Source organism: Pseudohongiella spirulinae, from assembly GCF_001444425.1.
Taxonomy (GTDB): domain Bacteria; phylum Pseudomonadota; class Gammaproteobacteria; order Pseudomonadales; family Pseudohongiellaceae; genus Pseudohongiella; species Pseudohongiella spirulinae.
Genome location: NZ_CP013189.1, coordinates 3118141 through 3138893 on the forward strand (window position 1 = coordinate 3118141; position 20753 = coordinate 3138893).

The 20753-nt window shown below is 54.6% G+C and carries 19 protein-coding genes; 11 read left to right on the top strand and 8 right to left on the bottom strand.

Annotated elements, in window-relative coordinates; all coding sequences use genetic code 11:
- Positions 1-37: 37 nt before the first annotated feature.
- The 5 genes from djlA to PS2015_RS14315 form a co-directional block, all read right to left on the bottom strand.
- Entirely contained in the window at positions 38-808 is a 771-nt protein-coding gene (gene djlA, locus PS2015_RS14295; protein WP_058022863.1) for a co-chaperone DjlA, read from the bottom strand.
- On the bottom strand, positions 802-2160 hold the full coding sequence (locus PS2015_RS14300; RefSeq protein WP_058022864.1) for a ribonuclease J: 1359 nt from the start codon (positions 2158-2160) through the stop codon (positions 802-804). The genes djlA and PS2015_RS14300 overlap by 7 nt, the downstream gene beginning before the upstream one ends.
- Before the next feature lie 11 nt (positions 2161-2171).
- Positions 2172-2690 (bottom strand): hypothetical protein, encoded by a 519-nt coding sequence (locus PS2015_RS14305; RefSeq protein ID WP_058022865.1) that lies wholly within the window; start codon positions 2688-2690, stop codon positions 2172-2174.
- A 35-nt stretch (positions 2691-2725) separates the two neighbouring features.
- Positions 2726-5200, bottom strand: coding sequence for a DUF305 domain-containing protein (locus PS2015_RS14310; RefSeq protein ID WP_058022866.1), 2475 nt, complete (start codon positions 5198-5200; stop codon positions 2726-2728).
- Positions 5201-5288: 88 nt separating this feature from the next.
- A complete protein-coding gene (locus PS2015_RS14315) occupies positions 5289-5852 on the bottom strand; it encodes a GNAT family N-acetyltransferase (RefSeq protein WP_058022867.1) in 564 nt (187 codons plus the stop codon).
- A gap of 65 nt (positions 5853-5917) precedes the next feature.
- Here PS2015_RS14315 and PS2015_RS14320 point away from each other — a divergent pair, with 65 nt between their 5' ends.
- The 4 genes from PS2015_RS14320 to PS2015_RS14335 are packed head-to-tail and all read left to right on the top strand — an operon-like array spanning position 5918 to position 9837.
- Positions 5918-7576, top strand: coding sequence for an N-acyl-D-amino-acid deacylase family protein (locus PS2015_RS14320; RefSeq protein WP_082628159.1), 1659 nt, complete (start codon positions 5918-5920; stop codon positions 7574-7576).
- Positions 7577-7606: 30 nt separating this feature from the next.
- Positions 7607-8194, top strand: a complete 588-nt coding sequence (locus PS2015_RS15665; protein WP_058022868.1) for a hypothetical protein — start codon at positions 7607-7609, stop codon at positions 8192-8194.
- Positions 8191-8592: a FixH family protein gene (locus PS2015_RS15515; protein ID WP_169792327.1), complete on the top strand. Its 402-nt coding sequence runs from the start codon at positions 8191-8193 to the stop codon at positions 8590-8592. The genes PS2015_RS15665 and PS2015_RS15515 overlap by 4 nt, the downstream gene beginning before the upstream one ends.
- 9 nt (positions 8593-8601) lie before the next feature.
- A complete protein-coding gene (locus PS2015_RS14335) occupies positions 8602-9837 on the top strand; it encodes a cytochrome-c peroxidase (RefSeq protein WP_058022870.1) in 1236 nt (411 codons plus the stop codon).
- Here the strand turns inward: PS2015_RS14335 and PS2015_RS14340 are convergent.
- From PS2015_RS14340 to PS2015_RS14350, 3 genes are read right to left on the bottom strand one after another with little or no spacing between them, the layout of a single operon-like run.
- On the bottom strand, positions 9776-10891 hold the full coding sequence (locus PS2015_RS14340; RefSeq protein ID WP_058022871.1) for a DcaP family trimeric outer membrane transporter: 1116 nt from the start codon (positions 10889-10891) through the stop codon (positions 9776-9778). The genes PS2015_RS14335 and PS2015_RS14340 overlap by 62 nt on opposite strands.
- Positions 10892-11332 (bottom strand): hypothetical protein, encoded by a 441-nt coding sequence (locus PS2015_RS14345; RefSeq protein ID WP_058022872.1) that lies wholly within the window; start codon positions 11330-11332, stop codon positions 10892-10894.
- Positions 11333-11336: 4 nt separating this feature from the next.
- A complete protein-coding gene (locus PS2015_RS14350; protein WP_058022873.1) occupies positions 11337-12488 on the bottom strand; it encodes a dicarboxylate/amino acid:cation symporter in 1152 nt (383 codons plus the stop codon).
- Between the two features lie 39 nt (positions 12489-12527).
- On the opposite strand from PS2015_RS14350, the gene PS2015_RS14355 reads away from it, so the two are divergent.
- The 7 genes from PS2015_RS14355 (at position 12528) to PS2015_RS14385 (ending at position 20632) form a co-directional block, all read left to right on the top strand.
- On the top strand, positions 12528-13868 hold the full coding sequence (locus PS2015_RS14355) for a serine hydrolase domain-containing protein (protein ID WP_058022874.1): 1341 nt from the start codon (positions 12528-12530) through the stop codon (positions 13866-13868).
- 244 nt (positions 13869-14112) lie between these two features.
- Positions 14113-15387, top strand: coding sequence for an efflux RND transporter periplasmic adaptor subunit (locus PS2015_RS14360; protein WP_058022875.1), 1275 nt, complete (start codon positions 14113-14115; stop codon positions 15385-15387).
- A gap of 12 nt (positions 15388-15399) precedes the next feature.
- On the top strand, positions 15400-16092 hold the full coding sequence (locus tag PS2015_RS14365) for an ABC transporter ATP-binding protein (protein ID WP_058022876.1): 693 nt from the start codon (positions 15400-15402) through the stop codon (positions 16090-16092).
- A gap of 15 nt (positions 16093-16107) precedes the next feature.
- Positions 16108-17415 (top strand): ABC transporter permease, encoded by a 1308-nt coding sequence (locus PS2015_RS14370; protein WP_058022877.1) that lies wholly within the window; start codon positions 16108-16110, stop codon positions 17413-17415.
- A gap of 9 nt (positions 17416-17424) precedes the next feature.
- Positions 17425-18636 carry an ABC transporter permease gene (locus PS2015_RS14375; RefSeq protein ID WP_058022878.1) on the top strand — a complete coding sequence of 404 codons (1212 nt, stop codon included), beginning with the start codon at positions 17425-17427 and terminating at the stop codon, positions 18634-18636.
- A gap of 27 nt (positions 18637-18663) precedes the next feature.
- A complete protein-coding gene (locus PS2015_RS14380) occupies positions 18664-19092 on the top strand; it encodes a DUF3429 domain-containing protein (protein ID WP_169792328.1) in 429 nt (142 codons plus the stop codon).
- A 121-nt stretch (positions 19093-19213) separates the two neighbouring features.
- A complete protein-coding gene (locus PS2015_RS14385) occupies positions 19214-20632 on the top strand; it encodes an MFS transporter (RefSeq protein WP_058022880.1) in 1419 nt (472 codons plus the stop codon).
- Positions 20633-20753: the final 121 nt, after the last annotated feature.

The following is a 20753-nucleotide window of genomic DNA, read 5'->3' on the forward strand; positions in this document are numbered from 1 at the left end:
TTAGACCTTAAAGCAACATTAAAAAAACATGAAAATCTCAGGCGGAGGCCCTGCGCGATTCGCGCACGATGTCATAAGCATTGGTGATGTCACGCGCTTTTTTCTCAGCCAGCTCACGCATACTGTCCGGCAGCCCCTGGCTGGCCAGTTTGTCAGGATGATTCTCATTCATCAGTTTTCGGTAAGCTCGCTTGATCACCGCATCGCTATCCTGAGCCGACACGCCAAGTACCTGATAGGCGTCTGCCAGCTTTTGGGCTGACGAAGGTGCTGACGCGCCGCCCTGCCCCATTCGCAGCATTGACTCAAGCTGATCGACCTGCGACTCAGGTAATCCCAACCCCCGTGCAATGCGCAATAACATGGCGTGTTCGGCAGGGTGGATCTGCCCATCAGCCGCTACTGCACTGATCTGCACCTGCAAAAACATTCTCAACAGAGCGGGGTGCCCGCGACTGTTACGGCGGAAACTCTGCAATTCTGCATCCAGATCAAAGCCGTCCTGTTTACCCCGGTTGAACGCGGCAATAGCGGCTTTGCGCTGCTCAGCAGACAAGCGAAGTTGCGTAAACACGTTCTCCGCCGCTTTGACCTCATTACTGGTTACTACGCCATCGGCCTTGCACAGCGCCCCCATGACCGCAAACATGGCATCCAGATATGAGGACTGCATTTCCCTCAACCTGGGTCCGGCATTTTGCTGCAACCATGCTCTGACCAGCAGCGCGATTACAGCACCAAAAACCAGCCCGACGGGGCCTCCAAAAAGCAGCCCGACAAAAGCGCCGATCAGGGCTGTCGTCAACATATCTCTTCCACCTTGTTTAGTTCTCGTTTTCTCTCATCCAACCATAGTCGCCCGGTCGGAACCGCCGTTCTTTTAACTGTCGCATTAAGCAGGTCAAAACAATCACCATTGCGCCCCTCCAGCTGGAAGGGTACGCCAGCTGCCTTGGCGATTTTTGCATTGCAACGCATATGTCTGGGCTCGCCATGCACAGGTATGGCAATCCTGGGTAAGACCCAGCGATACATTTCTGCCAGCTCATCTGCATAAGGATGACCGGAGGCATGCAATGCCAGATCACTCTCATCGGCATGCACAACCTGAACCTGCATGGCTTTCAGTGTCTGTATCAGGCGCGCCACCTCAACCTCATTGCCTGGAATGGTCTTGGCGCTGAATATCACCATATCACCTGGTTCCAGTTGCATATCCGGATGATTGCCAGCAGCCATACGCTGTAAAGCCGCACCACTTTCACCCTGACTTCCCGTGGCGACCAACAGAATTTCGTGGCGCGGCAGATAACCCAGCTCAAAGGTCGAAACCGGTCGAAAATGTTCCTGCAAATACCCTGCTGCCCGGGCGCACTGCGTCATATTATGCAGGGAGCGGCCCAACAAACCCAAATGCCGCCCAGCCATGTGAGCCACATAACCCAGGGTTTGCAGCCTCGCAATATTGCTGGCAAAGCAGGAAACTACCACTCGGCCACTGCTCGATCTGACCAGCTTCAGCAAGTCTTCAAACAGCTCGGCCTCGGACAGTGAGTGGCCGGCTTGAGGGGCATTCGTTGAGTCACAGACAATGCTGTCTATGCCCTGCCTGGCCAGACTTCTGAAGAGCCCGGGATCGATCGCCGGGCCAGACACCGGCGCAGGATCCAGTTTCCAGTCTGCCGTATGCAGCACACGACCGACCGGCGTTTCAATAAACAGAGCGCAGGTCTCTGGAGTTGAATGGGTGATAGGCAGCAATCGCACCGTAAATTCGCCCAGCGACAGAGTGTCGCCTGGATTGATCGTGTAGACTGGCGCATCAACACCCAGCTGACGCAATTTTCGAAGCAGCACCTGACGCGTGAACGGCGTGGCGTAGACCGGGCAGCGCAATTGCCCCCACAGATGCGCAATGGCACCTATGTGATCTTCATGAGCATGGGTGGCTATCAGGCCAAGGAGGCGCTCGGAGCGATTGGCGATGAACAACGGATCCGGCATTTCCACTCGATTACCGCCGTTGGGAGCTTTCTCGAAAGTCACTCCGCAATCAATCATCAGCCACTGATCGGCATGACCGTAAAGATTCAGGTTCATGCCGATTTCGCCACAACCGCCCAGCGGCACGAACCAGAAATCTTTATCAGTTGGGGTCATGCAGATCGATATCAGTTAACCAGTTTCCCCTCAGCGATGGCTGACAGAAAATTGGACTCGGCGTTGTTCACATTGGTCACCGTATCGCTAAGGAATCTGGCACGCACATCAAAGTTACCGTTAAGCACCAGATGATCCCCGATGCGAACAGCAGTTCGCGGGTCACCCCGGGCTGCCAGATTATTAAACGCCAGACCCAAAGCGCAATGCCCCCCGCCAAAGGGTATGTACTTATTGTCGCCCGAATCTGTTGTTGCAGCACTGAAAGTCGCCGCATTCTCAGGATTTGCAAAGCACCATGTCACACTTTTCAGATCAACTTTGTGAGCTGAGCAGTCTGCCAGTTGAATCATATGCTGATCGTATGCCGCGACCGGATCATAGGCCAGTACCTGTTCGCCATCTTTGCGTGAAAATCCGATGCCGTCATTATTGATAATGACCGGGTGAGTTTCCTGAGCTGAAGCGGTCAGCGCTGCACTCAGCATCAGGGTGCCGGCCAAGCCGGCAATCCACTGTTGTGTTTTCATCAATTTTGTCCTCAGTTACTGATTGTTATTTATCACTACAGTCTTGCCGCTATGCCCTGCAGCGTTTCTGCGATTCCAATGTAACGCCCGCGAGTGACACCGATCAGGCTTTCAGACTCCGAATTGAAGCTCGCCGCCAGATTACGCAGTTGTGTTGCCAGCCCGGCATCGCGTCGCCCTGCTGCAAGTGCTGACTCTGCCCCGTCGAGGGCATTGTCCAGCGCGGATAACTGTGCTGCGTCCAACAGATTGCCGCGCATTAACTGATCCCGATAAGCACGCGCAACCACCGGTTCAGCCGGCCATTCGATGCGGGTCTGTGTCTGCACATTGTAGGCACTGTCCGGTCCGAAGAATGAGGCTGCGGCCAGCTCATTTTCAGACAGATAATCGCTGGGTGTCAGTTCAAACACATCCAGACCACGCGCAATTTCAGTACCGTAGATATAGCCTGCATGCCAGTAGGCTGACCAGTAACCACCCATGACCAGTTTTTCTTCGTCAATGGGACCGCGGTCAAAGAAGGCAATCTCGACAGGATTCGATGAATCCGTGAAATCCACAACTGAAATACCGCCTTGGTACCAGGACTGCGCCAGGATGTCGCGACCCGGTACCGGCACCAGAGAACCATTGTGAGCTACACAATTCTCCTGCTCTGACTGAGGGGCCGGCATTTTATAATGGCTGCGGAATTGCAGCTTTCCATCGACGATATCGTAAATGGCATCCGCCCCCCAATGCATCGGATCAGAGGCACGGCAACGCGGCCGCGAACCACCACCCCATTCATCAGTAAACAGTACCTTGGTGCCGTCATTATTAAATGTTGCCGAATGCCAGTAAGCGAAACCCGGATCGACAACCTGATCCAATCTAACCGGATTCTGCGGATCAGAAATATCCAGCAAAATGCCGTTGCCCGAGCAAGCACCGGCCGCCAGACCAATCTCGGGATACGCGGTAATGTCGTGGCAATGATTGGTCTCACTGGTGCGCTGCGTACCGGGTCCGTGATCGCCACCTTCCCACAAGCCGGCCAGTACACCGGACTGCGGATCCGAGAAAATAAACGGACTGCCTACTATGCGCGAGTCTTCCGGGCGCGACAATGGTACTTCAATGATATCGATGCGGAAGCGGGAAGTTTCGGGATTTTCGAAGGGATTGTCATTAGCACAACCTTCCAGCTCCTCGCCATCGCGAACCACACTGGTACCTGAGTTATACAGAAAAATACGATCAGCATTTTCTGGGTCAGGTACCACAGTATGTGTATGAGAGCCGCGACAGGTCTGCACAGCAGCTACCTGCACCGGCATGCTGATATTGCTGACATCAAAAATACGAATTCCACGGAAGCGCTCGTCGCTGATGACATCAGATACACCTTGCAGGCCACAGTCCAGTCGGCCACGGGTCTGTTCAACAGACATAAACAGCAGGTTGCCATACAATGTGACATCGCCCTGGCCACCCGGACACACCACCGAGCTGATCAACTCCGGCGAGAGTGGATTATCGATATTGTAGATATTAAAACCATGGTAGTTACCGGCCACGACGCGATTACCGGCAAAGGCAAGGTCCGTATTGGCGAAATTCAGCAGGCTGGGTCGTGGCTCTGCCTCTTCGTCATCCAGTTCCGCTGCCTGAGTCTGGCCACCGGATGCCAGGGCACGCACACGACTCATCGGCAAACCGGCCGGATTTTCCGGATCAAAAAAGCCATCAGGTTTGGACAGCGCCGCAATCAGGTTCATGTTCATGGACGCCTGTCCGGCATCATGAAAACCAGCCGCCAGATTCACTCTGGGGTCCGGCGAGAATCCGGCCAGCATGCCCGCCATGCGTTCGATCTCTGCGGTCTGATCAGACGTCACCTCATTGGCGAACTCAAACAGCACTGAATCCTGTGCAGAACCCGGCTGATCGAGCAGGTCATCAACCATGGTCAATGCACCTTCATGGTGCTTAATCATAAATTCCAGAAACAGTGAATCGAACTCGGCACCTTCAGCAGCGGCCAGAGCAGCCAGATCGCCTTCTGTCAGCATGCCAGGCATCAAGCCAGTATGATTGTGTCGTGAATGCATGCCATGACCGCCATCGGGAAGTTCAGCTGGTTCGCCGCGCGCCTCCAGCCATTCGCGCATCATGGCAATCTCATCGTCCTGGGACAGGGCAATACGCTGAGCAAGCTGTTTGATACTCTCGCGCTGAGCACGCTGCTCAACCAGATCCGTCATCTCAATGGCCTGCGCATGGTGGGCAATCATGCCCTGCATAAAGCGCACATCAGCCTCAACATAGCGCAGACTGACCAGATTTCTGGCATCTTCTGCACTCAAGTTACGACTCGCCTGACCAGGGGCGCCAGGCTGCACTATCGGCACCTGCGCCAGCACAGAGCCAGCTGTGATGGAGGTGACCGCAAATAACAAAGCAGCGCTGGCCTTCAGGCGAAAACGGCGACGCTGACCGGGAGTCTTGATTTCAGTCAAAAACATGGATTTGCTCCGGAGTTCAATTAATCGGAAAGATACGTCCGTAAGCATAAAACGGTTAACAGGTGATTTCCAGATAATAAACAAACGATCAGACTAATTGCCTGGCCATTTTCAAGTGAGGAATTGTCACTTCTTGAAATATGTCACCGTAAACGCGATAACCGGATTTTTCGTAGAATGGCACAGCGCTCTGCCTGGCGTGCAGCTCCAGGGTCTTAAAGCCATCTTGTTTTAACACTTTTTCAACGGCCTGGAGCAATTGGCGGCCCAGGCCCCGGCCCTGGCAATCCGGCTGGACAGCCATCTGGCGGAGTTTGGCTCGGGTTCCCTCAAGGGGCACAACAGTCAAACAGGCGACCGGTCTGCCGACCGTGTCCAGAAAGGCGAAATGCCACTGCTGGCTTTCCAGCGTCAGATTTTCATCCCATAGCGACAGACCGAGCGGCGCACGCAATACCCGCTGGCGTAATTCGAGCAGGGCTTTATAGAGATCCGAGCCGTATTCAATGCGACGAACCTGGAATCCCTCACCGTCCGGCTCTGGCTGCCCAGGCACCGCCGGCCTGCCAGCAAAGCGCTGCCTGACTACTTCAGCACAGTCATCTGCCGCCATCGGCAGGGTTGACCGGGATTGTGACTCACTATCAGCCATTGTATTGTCACCCTTCGCATACGCTAGACCCGGCGATCATTTTATCGTAGATTCAGAACATCATGATGAAAAGAACAATAAACACTGTTTTCAGCCTGACTCTGGCAGCAAGCCTGGCGGCGTGCTCTGGTGAGAATCAACAGGCGTCAACCACTGAAGCTGCCGATCGACAGGCGCCGGCCAGCTATGAACTGGTTTTGCGCGGAGGCATGCTCTATAGCGGTAGCGACCAACCGCCCGTTATCGGCGATATTGCCATCAACGGCCAGATAATCGCAGCCGTTGGCAATCTGGGCGACTATCAGGCCGCGCAAGTTATCGATGTACAGGGCCTCGCTGTCATGCCCGGGTTTATCGATATTCACAGCCATGCATTGAGCGATAACACCGAGCAGGGTATTTTTGGCTGGCCCGATGCGGAGAACCTGATTCGACAGGGCGTAACAACGGTTGTCGGGGGCAATGACGGAAGCTCCCCCGTGCCTCTCGCTGACAGCTTCGAGCAAATCGCTGCAATCCCGCCCGCGATCAATTTTGCCAGTTTCATTGGTCACGGCTCGATCCGTGGCCTGATTGTCGGAGAAGATGACAGACCCGCTACCGAAGAAGAGCTGATCCTGATGCAGGAGCAGGTCGCGCTGGGCATGCAGCAGGGTGCCTTTGGCCTGTCATCCGGTCTGATCTATACACCAGGACGTTTCGCCGATACTGAAGAGGTGATTGCACTGGCGCGAGTTGCCGGTGAATACGGTGGTATGTATATCAGCCACATGCGCGAGGAAGGTCTGGGCCTGCTGGACAGTGTGGCCGAAACCATCCGCATAGGTGAAGAAGGAGGCTTGCCGACCCAGCTTACGCATCATAAGGTGGTCGGCGCCCCCATGTGGGGCAGCTCGGTGGAAACACTGCGCATGGTCGATGAAGCCATTGCCCGCGGTGTCGATGTTTCGATCGATCAGTATCCTTACACAGCCTCATCCACCAATCTGCAGATTCTGTTTCCCGGCTGGAGTCTGGATGGTGGCCGTGAAGCACTACTGGCTCGGATGGCAGACCCAACACAGCGCCAACGCCTGCGAAACGATATTGTGTATAACATTGAGGTGGATCGCGGCGGCAACGACCCGGCCAATGTTGTGCTGGCCGGCTGCCCACATGACGAAACCCTTAATGGCCTGAATTTGAGCCAGGTGTTGCTGCGCGAAGGCCAGGAAATCACCAAGGCCAACGCGGCGGAGTTGCTTATGGATCTGGTCGCAGCGGGCAACTGCAGTGCAGTATTCCATGCCATGGTAGAAGAGGACATCCACAACATCATGCGCCATCCCCGTACCATGATTGCATCCGATGGCGGCGTTGAAGGCCCCTCCAACCGGGCCGTTCATCCGCGCAACTACGGCACGTTTGCCCGCTTTCTGGGACATTACGCCCGCGATCTGGACATTGTGCCCATGCATACCGCGATTCATAAGGTAACCGCCATGCCGGCCCAGCGACTCAAGATCAGCGATCGAGGCGTTCTTCACCCGGGTACCGTGGCAGATATCGCCGTGCTTGATCTCGAATCCGTGCGCGAACTGACCAGTTTCTCTGATCCGCACCAGTACGCTGAGGGTGCCGTGCACGTCTTTGTCCACGGGCAGGCCGTATTGCTGGATGGCAGCATGACCGGCGCCAGGCCCGGCGTCATTATTCGCTCGACGGACTACCGATCCGACCCGTAACAAGAATTTGCCCAATACAGGAGTCATCCCATGCGCGCCCTGTTATTGTTCACAATACTGATGACCAGCCAGGTATGGAGCGGCATGGCGTTCGCGCATGGAAGTGTCGTTGACGAGGGTGAAGCCTGCATCATCCGCATGGATTTTTACAGCGCACACTTCACGGTATTCCAGCCCAAGACCAGTGGCCATCGGGAATTCTGTGAGGATCTGCCAGATGTCAGCGAAAGTGTGTTTGTACTGGAATATCAGCACGACTCCTTGCGCGAAGTGCCTATCGAGTTTCGTATCATTCGCAACTCCAGCCGATACGGCCGTTTTGTCAAGCCCGAACATATTGCAGAGCTGGGCAATCTTGAAGAACTGACTGTTTATTATCAGACCGTTGCGCCACGACCAGACGGTGTACTAACAGTACTGCATGAATTCACACAGGCCGGCGATTACATCGGCATCATCAATGCACCTCACCCGTCACTCGACAAGCATTATCAGGCGGTCTTTCCGTTCAGTGTCGGCAAAGCACTGCTGCCGGGATGGGCATTACCCCTCGGTGCCGTGGCCCTGTTGGCAGGGGTAATCGGTTTTCGAAGAAAATCAGGCGGGAGAAAAGTGTGAGAACACCAGACATCATCGCAATATGGCTAGTGTTATTGTCGCTTTGCTCACCGACGCTCTTAGCCAGAGAGTTACTGGCAGAGTCGCAGCCCCCCGGTCTGATTATCAACATGCAGAGTCAGCTGCAACCACTGACAATCAACCAGATGCATAGCTGGATCATTACGATAAGAGATACCGACAACAGGCCTGTTGCAGGAGCAACCATTGAAGTCAATGGCGGCATGGCAGAACATGATCACGGCCTGGCAACAGCGCCACGCGTCACTGATTATCTGGGTGATGGCGCCTACCTGTTGCAGGGTATGCGATTCCACATGCCGGGCCAATGGCAACTGGAACTTACCATTCTGGTAGAAACTGCAAGATATTCTGCCAGCATGACCGTAGATCTGTAGTTTATTACTATGAACTTCCGGGTTATCAAAGCAACTCTGATTCTCAGCCTGACGGCTGGTCTGGCGTATCTTGGCTGGCAAACCATTCCGGCACCATTACCGGATGTCTGGTCAGCGCAACAGCGTGCGCTTATTGAATCGCTCTGGATTGAGAATCTGCCGGAACTGCTCCCCGATCCGAGCAACCGATATGCCGATAATGCACTAGCGGCAGAATTTGGCAGACAGCTCTTTTTTGATGCCCGGCTCAGCCGCACCGGCAACATTTCATGTGCCACATGTCACATTCCAGAATCTGGCTTTACCGATAATAAACGTGTCGCCTCCGGGATTGAGGTCACCGATCGCAATACCATGCCGCTGGCGGGCGCCGCCTACAGCCATTGGTACTTCTGGGACGGACGCAAAGACAGCCTGTGGTCGCAAGCGCTGGAGCCACTGGAGAATCCCAAAGAGCATGGTTTGACCCGGGATGAGCTGCTAGACCTGATCCAGGAAATCCCCGAACACCTGCAGCGCTATCAGGCGCTTTTTGGCCCGCTGCCTGATCCGTCACTCGCCAGCCGCGAACAAGTCAATATGGCTTTTGCCAACCTGGGCAAGGCACTAGCCGCTTACCAGCGCAATATTATGCCAGGGCCTGCACCCTTCGATGACTATGTCGCCTCATTGCAGACCACAGACAATGTGGTCACCGGTGTTGGCCTTGATGACACTGAAATTTCCGGGTTAAGACTCTTTATCAGTAAGGCGCAGTGTGTCAATTGCCACAATGGTCCCTTATTCACCAACAATGATTTTCACAACACAGCCGTGTTGTCAGCGCCAGGACAAGCGCCGGCAGCAGGTCGTTCGCAAGGTCTGCGACTGGCGCGGCAAGACCCTTTTAACTGCCTTGGCATCTACAGTGATGCCGGGGCCGGCGACTGCCCTGAGTTAACGTTTGCGCGCGAAGGTGACGAATTAATAGGCGCCCAGCGCACAGCGAGTCTGCGCAATCTCGCCGCGACGGCGCCCTATATGCACGCCGGTCAATTCGACACTCTGGACCAGGTGATTGAGCACTACAACGCCGCGCAAATTGCCGTAATCGGGCATAACGAAGCCAAGCCTTTGAAACTGAGGTCAGTCGAGAAGCGGCAATTGCGCGCCTTTCTGGATACGCTTAATGGCCCGATCTATATCAAAGGTTCCAGCGCAGAGACATTTGCAGTCGGTTCAGTTCGCCCTGCGTCCCCACCCTGACGGCGCGGTGACCGTAGACGTATTCGGCACCCAGTGTCAGACCTGGCACTGGCGTCCAGAGCAGGTTGACCTGCAAGGAGCGCGCATCGCGCACCAGAGTTGCCGGGCTGTAGCCAGGCAGATCAGCACGGGATAACCCATAGGAGAGTGTGGAACGTAATGACTGCGTCCAGAAGTGCTGATAAGCCACCGTCAAACTGCCGGCACGGCGCAGTTGCATCTCTCCGGCCGCGTTGATAAAAGCATCGGGCACATGGCTACCTGCGTAACGTCCGAGCGCATTCCCTGCACTGGCAATAATGCGCGTATTGTGCAGCATACCCAGATTAATAATGGCAGCTATACTAATAGCGCCACCTTCCCGGGAACTGACCGAGGATTGTTGCCCGGCGTGAAGCTGACGAATCATGCCTGCCACAGACAGACTTCCCCAATCCTGCCAGGTCTGCCATTTGAGTATTACATCTGGCACTTTGATATCATCATTAACGATCAACGCGGCCGCTTCCTGGCGGGCGATACGCGACAGCGGCTCCTCAAACGACACCACCCACTGTTGCTGCCTGGATGGAGATTCCCGCATCCAACGCAACATTGGCTGTCGGGTGACGATATTGCCAACTGAAACACCCGCATCTGTGTCGGCCAACGCAGCAGAATTGGCAAATGTTGAATAGGTTTGACCGACCAATAACTGGCCTGATTGCGGCGATCCGACGGTGGCATAGAGATGACGCCGTCTTGGCTGATAGGCGGCTGAGTCTTTCAGCAAATCATACTCAATCAACAGACCAGCGTTGCGTCCCAGAACCGAACCCGAACCACGCATCCAGAACCGGCTTTCTTTGGCATGAAATTGTGTGTCTTTGACATCGTAGGCTTTACCGTCACGGAGCGGGATACCACTCACTGAAAAAGTCTGATCACTGAGACTTGTACCTGGCTGGGCGCGATCACTGAGGATCGCATTGAGCTTCAAATAGCCTCCGAGTTCAATGTCGCCTGCGGCAACGCTTGGCACGAGCAGCAATGCAAACAGACCTGCCCATCTCATCTAAAAACCCCGATACAGCCGGTGGCAGGCCGTGCATGTCGTGGCCATCTGCTCGGCGAGCTGTTCAGCGCGGCGCAAGTCCTGCTGCCGCACTGACTCAGCCACACCTTCCGCGTGTTCACCCAGCAGACGGGCCAGATTCAGAAATTCCACCCTATCCGCCTGATTCAGATTCAGCTGCGGCAGCAAAGATGCAATGCGATTAGCCGCTGCACTTAACTGATCCGCCGTCTCAGCTAATTGCAGGGCATCTCTTTGTCGCTGCCGATCCAGTTCGTCGACAGTACGATTCTGGTCAAAAACCAGCACATTGACTCGCGCCATCAAGGCGTTGATATCGTCGGCCATCAGCGCATGTAATTGCTCATCACGTACGATTTTGCCGTGACCGCCGCAAGCAGTCACAAGTACAGCCAATGTAAGGGCAGCAGCAATCTTCATGCGTTCATCCTGAGTCTTTTTCAAAACCGTCCACAAACAGTGCCAAGGCACCATCGCAAGTTACATTGCATGCCGTGCCAAAGCTGTCCTGCGCCATATACAGAGCAATCATCAAGGCCAGAGCGGTTTCACCAAAACCCAGCATTGAACCCAGCAGACCGACGGCTGACATGACAGCACCGCCCGGCACGCCCGGCGCCGCCAACATGACAATGCCCAGCGTCAGAATAAAGGGAATCATCAGTGACAGGGGCGGAATATCCAGCCCGCTTTGCATACTTATAACGGCGACAGCACAGCTGACAATAGTGACGGTAGAACCTGACAGATGGGTGGTTGCAAACAGAGGCACAGTGAAGTCTGCCACATGCTCACTGACGCCATTGCGTTTACTGGATTGCAAAGAAACTGGAATGGTGGCGGCACTGGACATTGTACCCAGCGCTGTGAAATAAGTGGGCAGCATATTACGTATCAGGCCCAGCGGAGAGCGCCCTGCTCTGGCGCCCGCTATAAAGAACAGAGTGACAATCCAGATCCAGTGCATCAGCACAGCCAACAACAAAACGACACCGAAAGTCTGTAGTGTCGCAAACACAGTGCCGGCGGCAGCCATTTCCGCAAACACCCCGGCGATATAAACCGGCAGCAGCGGAATAATGGCTTTTACCAACAACCACTGAATGATGTCACGCCCCTGATCGGCCATCCGTCGCATATTATCAGCCTGCGTCGCTGCCATACCCAGACCCATGATGAAGGCCAGCATCAAGGCTGTCATCACATTAAACAATGGCGGGATGGTAACCGTGACATAGGGCTGCAAGGCCTGCGCTTCAGCACCGTTTAGTGAGTCAGGAGATGCTGCCAGAACCGGTACCACGACGGCTGCCACCAAAAACGCCAGCGTGCCTGCAATCAGGGTGGATGAGTATGCCAGCAGCAATGAGCGGCCCAGGAGTTTGCCGGCATTGCGAGGCAGTGCGGCGATGCCACTGCTGATGAAAAACAGAATCAGCAAGGGAATGGTGAAAAACAGCAGCTCACCAAACAGCGCTTTGATGGTGATCAGAATGCGTGTCACACCGGTGGGTGCCAACATACCCAGCAAAATTCCCAGCACGATTCCGGCGAGCAGTTTGATGATCAGCTTCATGGGGCAATCCGTTTGTTTGTGGTTTTTGCGGATACTAGCATGTCACCCGCCATACTCAAGCCGATTGAGTCTATCGCCCGCCTGCATTATGATCAGTTCCATCATAAAAACAGGGGACTTCTGATGACATCGCCAAGTATTTCTCAACTATTGCGTCACACAGCGTTGGCAGCCGGCCTTCTGCTCAGTGCCACGGCAGCCATGGCTCAAAACACCAGCGACAGCTCTATCAAGCTGATAGCGCCGGATAATTTTGGCATCACCCGCCAGGAAATTGCCGACATCCGTTCGCAAATGCAGGCTGCAGTCGACGGCAATCATATCGCCGGCGCGTTGCTGCTGGTTGGCAATGACGATGGTGTTGGCCTTTTGGAAACCGTCGGCACTCAGGGCCCCGGGGACAGCACCCCGATCGATCAGGAAACCATTTTCCGCATTTATTCCATGACCAAGCCGATCGTCAGCGTAGCCGCCATGACGCTGGTTGAAGACGGCCTTCTGAGCGTGGATGATCCGGTCAGCAAGTACATACCGGAATTTGCCAGCCTGGAAATCATCAACAACGAAACCGGCGAAACAAGACCCGCACAGAATGTCATGACTGTTGAACATCTGCTGACCCACAAGTCAGGGCTGGTGCAGTCAATCTTCGCCACTGGTACCACACTGGGCAATCTGTATGAGCAGAACATTCCGTCTGACGGCAGCCTGACCAACCGGGAAATCGCCGGGCGCCTGGGCAATCTGCCACTGCTGTTTGAGCCCGGCACAGCCTGGCATTACGGTCACTCCACCGACGTACTGGGTGCTGTGCTGGAAGTTGCAGCCGGCAAACCTCTGGATGCCCTGCTCAATGAGCGCATCTTTGAACCGCTCGGTATGGATGAAACCACTTTCTGGGTGCCGGCCGCCAAGTCCGGTCGCATCGCCGAACCAATCCATGGCGAGATGGCTGACAACACAGTCGTGCGCGCACAGCTGTCAGGCGGCGGTGGATTGAACTCCACCACCGAAGATTATGTCCGTTTTGCACACATGCTGCTGAACGGCGGCGAGTACCGTGGCCAGCGCATCATCTCTGAAGAGACTCTGGCCTGGATGTCCGAGGAACGCATCACACCCGATGTATCCCGTGAGCACTTTTTCTATGGCAACCGCGGCGGCTGGAGCATGGGCTTTCATCTGCAGCCCGTTGATGCATCCAATCCACTGGCTGGCAGCAATTTCGGCTGGCGTGGCATCGGCGGCACCCTGTTTGTGGTCGATCCGATAAATGATTTCTTCATGATTTACATGGAGCAAAAACGCGGCGGTCCCCGCGGCGCGCCGTTTGATAACAACGCCGCGCAGCGTGTCGTGTATCAGGCATTGGGCAATTGAGTTAACCGACCAAAAAGGGACCCTGCGGGGTCCCTTTTTTTCACACCAATTTTTTGCCATATCAATCAAGCATTAGCCACATCCACCACATCCCCCTCCTTGCAAACAATACATTTTTTATCGTAACCATCTGTTATCTATAGATATATAAAAACTGGCCTCGATCTTGCTCCTGACGGTTTAAACGCATTCACTGTGTTGTTCGTCTACTGTATTTGACCCACCGAACAAGAATGGCTGAAAAATGAGAATATCGGATACATCTTCACAGGACATCGTCCTGCAAAAAAACTCAGGTTGCAAAAAAATACTGATTGTATTTTCCGTCATTGTGGCGCTTGGTCTGGCCTCCTGGTTTATATGGCCAACCTTACAACGGTGGGCGCAGGCTGAAGAATCAGTTTCTGCAGCTCGCCTGCGACTGGCAACGGTGGTACGCGGCGACTTTATCAGGGATCTGACTGTACAAGGTCGCATCGTGGCAGCCATCAGCCCGACCCTGTTCGCCAGCGACAGCGGCACTATCACCTTTCAGGTCGAATCGGGTGATGATGTCAAAGCCGGTCAATTATTGGCCAGCATTGACAGCCCCGAACTTCAGAACCGTTTATTACAGGAACGTTCGCGTCTGGTCTCTCTGCAGGTAGAGTCAGACCGCCAACGCATCACAACCCAGCAGCAGCAACTGGAAAATCAGAAAGCGCTCGACTCAGCAAGCATCAATCTGAAAGCTGCTCAACGTGAGTTGGACAGAGCTCAGCGCGCTTTCGATCAGGGAGCCATGACTGCTGTCGATCTGGATCGCGCACGAGACAACCTTGAAACGGCGGAAGTATTACACCGCCATGCCGTACTGGATGCTGATCTGGACAACAACCGTCTGGATTTCGAAATACGCACCCGCCAGCTTGCTGTTGAGCAACAGCAACTGACTGTGGCCGAGTTGGAGCGACAGGCCGATGCCCTGAATTTGCGCTCACCGGTCAACGGCATTGTCGGCAACCTGCTGGTAGACCAGAAATCCAACATCGCCCGCAATCAGGCAGTGATGAGTGTGGTCGATCTTTCTGCGTTTGAGGTCGAAATTCTGGTTCCCGAGTCCTACGTGAACGACCTGGCTATCGGAATGAGCGCCGAGGTACGCAACGGCACATCGGCTCACCAGGCTACGCTGGTCGCTGTATCACCAGAAATCATTGACAACCAGGTAACCGGGCGACTGCGTTTTGCCGGTGACACTCCGGCCAATCTGCGCCAGAACCAGAGACTTTCCACCCGTATTTTGCTCGAAGAAAAACAGGACGTGGTCATGGTGCAGCGTGGACAGTTTGTGGAAAGTGGCAACGGCAGATTTGCCTACCTTGTACGCGACTCTGTGGCCTACCGCACCCCCATCGTGATGGGCGCCACCAGCCTGAGCAATATTGAAATCCTGCAAGGACTGGAAGTTGGCGACACCATTATCACGTCAGGCACCGATCAGTTTAATGGCGCCGACACGGTACTGATCAATAATTAGGGAGATTGAACCATGCTTAAAATGACCAACATCAATAAAGTTTTCACCACTGAGGTGGTTCAGACTCATGCTCTGCGTGATTTTTCCCTGCAGGTAAATGAAGGCGAATTCTTGACGGTCACCGGGCCGTCTGGTTGCGGTAAAACCACTTTCCTGAATATTGCAGGTTTATTGGAGACCTACACTTCGGGCCAGTATTTGCTGGACGGCGAGGATGTCTCATCACTGAGTGATTCTCAACGGGCCAAATTGCGAAATGAAAAAATCGGTTTCATCTTTCAAAGTTTCAATCTGATGCCGGATCTGAACCTGTTCGACAACGTGGATGTACCACTTCGATATCGTGGCCTGCGCGCTTCCGAACGACGCGAGCGAATAGAACGCGCTCTGGAGTCAGTAGGGCTGGCTGGCCGACGTCGGCATTTACCGTCGCAGCTGTCGGGAGGTCAGCAACAGCGGGTAGCCATTGCCAGAGCACTGGCTGGCAATCCCAGGTTCCTGCTGGCAGACGAACCGACCGGCAATCTGGATTCCAATACGGCCGAAGGCGTGATGGCACTACTACGAGAAATCAATGCCAACGGTACCACCATCATTATGGTGACACATGATCCTGATCTGGCAAGACGCAGTGATCGAAACGTGCATATTCTGGACGGACAGATCCAGGACATCGTCACCAATAAAAGCGTTGCCGCAGCCTGAAAGGAGACCTGCATCATGTTTCTTTATTACGTTCGCCTGGCGGCACTCAGCTATCGGCGCAATCCCATTCTGAGCAGCCTGATGGTATTAGCGGTCGCCATTGGTGTCGGCGCTTATATGGTTGTTTTTACCTTGAACTATGTATTAGGCGGCGATCCTATTCCGCATAAGAGTAGCCAGTTGTACCACGTACAGTTCGAGTACGGTGATCCGGATATCGCTGACTTTGAACCGCCGCCTCAACTGACATATCGGGATGCGATGGTGCTGCTGGAACAAACCAACGACGTCAGGCGCACGGTCAGCTCAAAATTTGTTGCCGTGCTGGAGCCGCCCGGTAATCAGCTTCAGCCCTTCTTTATAAACGGTCGTGGCAGCTCAGCGGATTTTTTTGCCATGTTTGATGTGCCTTTTCTTTATGGCAATGCCTGGAGCCGGACCGATGATCAGGCCCAACAGCAGGTAGCGGTACTGAGCCGCGAGATGAATGACAGGCTTTTTGGCGGGCAGAATTCAGTGGGCGAAACGCTGCAGATGCATGGCCTGACCTTTCAGATAATTGGCGTACTGGATCGTTGGCAGCCCACACCCATGTTCTATGATGTCAATAACGGCCCCATCGGAACCGGCGAAGAAATCTATATCCCCTGGGGTCTGATTGCCAGCCAGCAACTGCGTCGCTCCGGCAATACAAATTGCTGGGCGGCTCCTGAGAACGCCAGCTTTGAAGCCTTTCTGAATGCCGAATGCGCGTGGGTACAATTCTGGGTTGAATTGCCCGACCAGCAGGTATTCGACGATTACAGCAATTTCATCGACAACTACAGTGCTCAGCAAAAAGAGTTCGGTCGTATGCCGCTACCGCCCGCACAACGTCTCTATGACGTCAATGAGTGGATGGTGAAAAACGAAGTCCAGCCGGATGAGACACGTATTCTGTCGGCGCTTGCTGCCATGCTGATGGCCGTTTGTCTGTTAAACACGGTAGGTCTGCTACTGGCAAAGTTCCTTGGCAAGTCCGGCGAAATCGGTGTGCGGCAGGCTCTGGGTGCAAACCGCCGGTCGCTATTTATCCAACACACCATTGAAGCCGGATTTATCGGCGCACTGGGTGGTATTCTGGGACTGGGTGTGTCGGCACTGGGACTCGAAGGCATCAAGATCCTGCTGGGCAACGAAATTCCTCACGACTGGGTCGTAATGAACCTGCCGGTGGTCGGTGTCACCATCACTCTGGCGATTATCAGCACGATTCTGGCCGGTTTATACCCGATCTGGCGCGCCAGCACCATCAACCCCGCTATTCACCTGAAAACACAGTGAGGGCAAGACATGCAAATTGGTCCTGTTTTTCGCGCGCTAATGCGCAACAAACTGGGAGTTCTGCTTATCGCCATGCAGATCGCCTTTACAATGACGGTGTTGGTGAATGCGCTGTACATCATCAATCAACGTGCCGCGAATATGGCTCGCCCCAGCGGCCTGGATGAGGCCAACACTTTTCATATCAGCAGTGTGGGTTATGGTTCTGATTACAATGAAAGTGTGGTGATGGACGATGACCTGAATCGTATCCGTCAATTGCCGGGCGTCATCGATGCCACTGTTGTCAATGCCATCCCCGTCAGCAGCAGCGGTTCGTCCAGTGGTTATATGACAGAGGCAGGGCGACGAGAAATGATGGTGCCGGCTGCATTGTACCGGACTGATGAAAATGTGTTCCGGACATTGGACCTGCAGATTGTTGCCGGAGAATCTTTCAGCCGCGGCGATATCATCAGGCGGGCCAGCAATGAAGATCGTGATGTGCCTGGCGTGATGCTGACGCTTGCCATGGCAGAGGCCCTGCTCCCCGACGACCCCATGTCCACCGTCGGCAAAACCATCTATGCGGTTGATGATACTCCGTTACGCGTCATCGGTCTGGTAGACAAACTACAGGCTCCCTGGCCGAATTCCACCTTTATTGAACAGGCAGTTCTTTATCCTGAAGTCATTATTGATGGCAGTGCCACCTACCTGATCCGCACAGAACCCGGTTTTCGCGATGAGCTGATGGTTCAGGTCGAGGAGCTGCTGGCAGCATCAGGACATCAGCGAATTCTGCGCAATAACCAGTCCTTTGAGTACACGCGTAACGAGACTTACCGGATCGATAATCTGATGACCAGCATTCTCAAAGTCGTGATTGCCACTCTGATGTTTATCACCAGTCTGGGCATCATCGGACTGGCTGTATTCAGCATCAACCGCCGCCGCAAACAGATTGGCACACGCAGAGCGCTGGGGGCCACCCGCCCTGACATTCTCGGCTACTTTCTGCTGGAGAATATGCTGATAAGCGGCATAGGTGTCGTCGCCGGGGCGGCACTGACGATCGCTTTCAATATGTTTCTGGTCCAGACCTTTAACATGCCTCGTATAGACTGGTATTACACACCCCTGGGTATGCTGGCGCTGATTATTCTGGGGCAGTTGGCCGTCATAGGCCCCGCACGTAACGCATCGCTGATCGCTCCGGCACTGGCAACCCGATCAGTTTAGAGGCAAACTGTCAGTATTATGAAGCCAATGCCAATGACAACGCGCCTGGCTCTGCTGGGCGCGATCCCCTTCATCTTCAGTGCGCTGCTGTTGTCGCTGGATATTCTGAACCTGCCAGTACTTGGCAGTGTTGCTAACCTGTTGGGCAGCTATACCCTGGTGATCGCCGTATTCATGTGTGGTGTGCACTGGGGGCAATATCTGCAGCAGGCCGGTGACAGGGCGTCGAACCTGCTGATCATCAGCAATGTGCTGACCGTACTGCTCTGGATTGTCTGGCTGATTGTGCCCATTGATATCTTTCTGATGCTGGCCCTGACCGTATTTTTGATACTGCTGTATATCGATATGCGCCTGCGAATGGGCGGCATCATCAGTAAAAATTACTTCCGCACCCGCCTGCTGGTTACCACCGTGGTCTGTGCCTGCCTGCTGCTGTCGATTTATGCCATCTGACGCCTGATGGCTATTGCGTAAATCGCTGATTCCCCGCATTATCGCAGCATCGCAAGATCGCCAGCATGAAGTCCCCTGCCCCGGGAGATGCTCCTCATAACAATAAGATAAAGGAGTGGATATGACCGCCTCTGCAGATTCCCTGACCAATGATCAGGTCGCCCGTACCAACATGCGCAAAGTCGCCCTGACCTCACTGGCCGGCACTTCAATCGAATGGTATGACTTTTTCCTCTATGGCACCGCTGCTGCCCTGGTTTTCCCGGTTTTATTCTTTCCCGCGGGCATGTCACCCATGGTGGCATTGATTGCTTCGTTCAGCACCTTTGCTGTTGGTTTCATCGCACGCCCCCTGGGCGGCATTATCTTTGGTCATTTTGGTGACCGGGTAGGCCGCAAAAAAGTATTGGTGATTGCACTGATGATGATGGGGGTAGCCACCACCCTGATCGGCTTTCTGCCAACTTATGCCAGCATTGGAGCTGCCGCACCCCTGCTGCTCGTATTGCTCAGGTTTGTGCAAGGGCTGGCCATTGGCGGGCAATGGGGTGGCGCCATGCTGCTGGTGACCGAAACAGCACCTGCTGACAAGCGCGGCTGGTATGGTGCCTATGCCCAGGCTGGCGCGCCGCTTGGAGTCATTCTGGCTAACCTGGCCTTTCTGTTGATCAGCTATCTGGTCTCTGAAGAAGCCTTTATGAGCTGGGGCTGGCGCATACCATTCATGGCAAGCATCGTACTGATCGGCATTTCCATGTATGTACAACTTCACCTTGAGGATACACCCGCCTTTAAAGAACTGGAGCGACTGAAACGCATCAAGCAGGCGGCCCGCGATGGCGCAGGCATTAAAACTCCCGAGCCGGTGCAGTCACCGGAGGAGGCATTGTCCGAGGTCATCGCCGACAGTCCGCCGGCACCGGCCCGCTCTCCGGTGCTGGAAGCTCTGCGCCTGTATCCGGGGCGAATCTGCCTGGCGGCCGGCGCATTTCTTTCGATTCAGGTCACCTTCTATATCCTGATCGCTTTTGTGGTGGCCTACGGCAGCAGCGTTGACGGCGTCGGCCTGCCGCGTAACACGCTGCTGGCAGCCGTGCTGATTGGTTCCGCCATTCAGGTACCTTTCCAGTTCTGGGCGGCCGGCTATTCCGACCGATTCGGCCGTCGCCGCATATTTATGGCCGGCGCGGTTTTGACCGGCTTGTGGGCGTTTGCTGTATTCCCGCTGGTGGATACCGGCAACTTTTTCATGATCACCCTGGCCGTTACCGGCGGGCTTGTTTTTATGGGACTGCAGTATGGTCCGCAGGCTGCGTTTTTTACTGAGCTGTTTTCAACACATGTGCGTTACTCCGGCGCTTCGCTGGGTTATCAGATCGGCGCCATCGTGGGCGGCGCTTTGGCACCGACATTCGCGGTGTTGCTGTGGACTCAGTACGGCATCTTCTGGGTGTCGGTCTACATGGCAGCGGCCGGTGTGCTGACGCTGGCGTCTGTCTGGGCGCTGACAGAGACGCACGGGACGGACATTCATGCTTGAGTGGCGAGCCCAATTTCAGAGAGCCACTCGAATGACAACGCTCAGAGGATCTGCACGACCACAGAGTAAGGAGGGGAGCGGTGATTAACCCGCTCCCGCAGATCAAAAAATAACTGAAAAA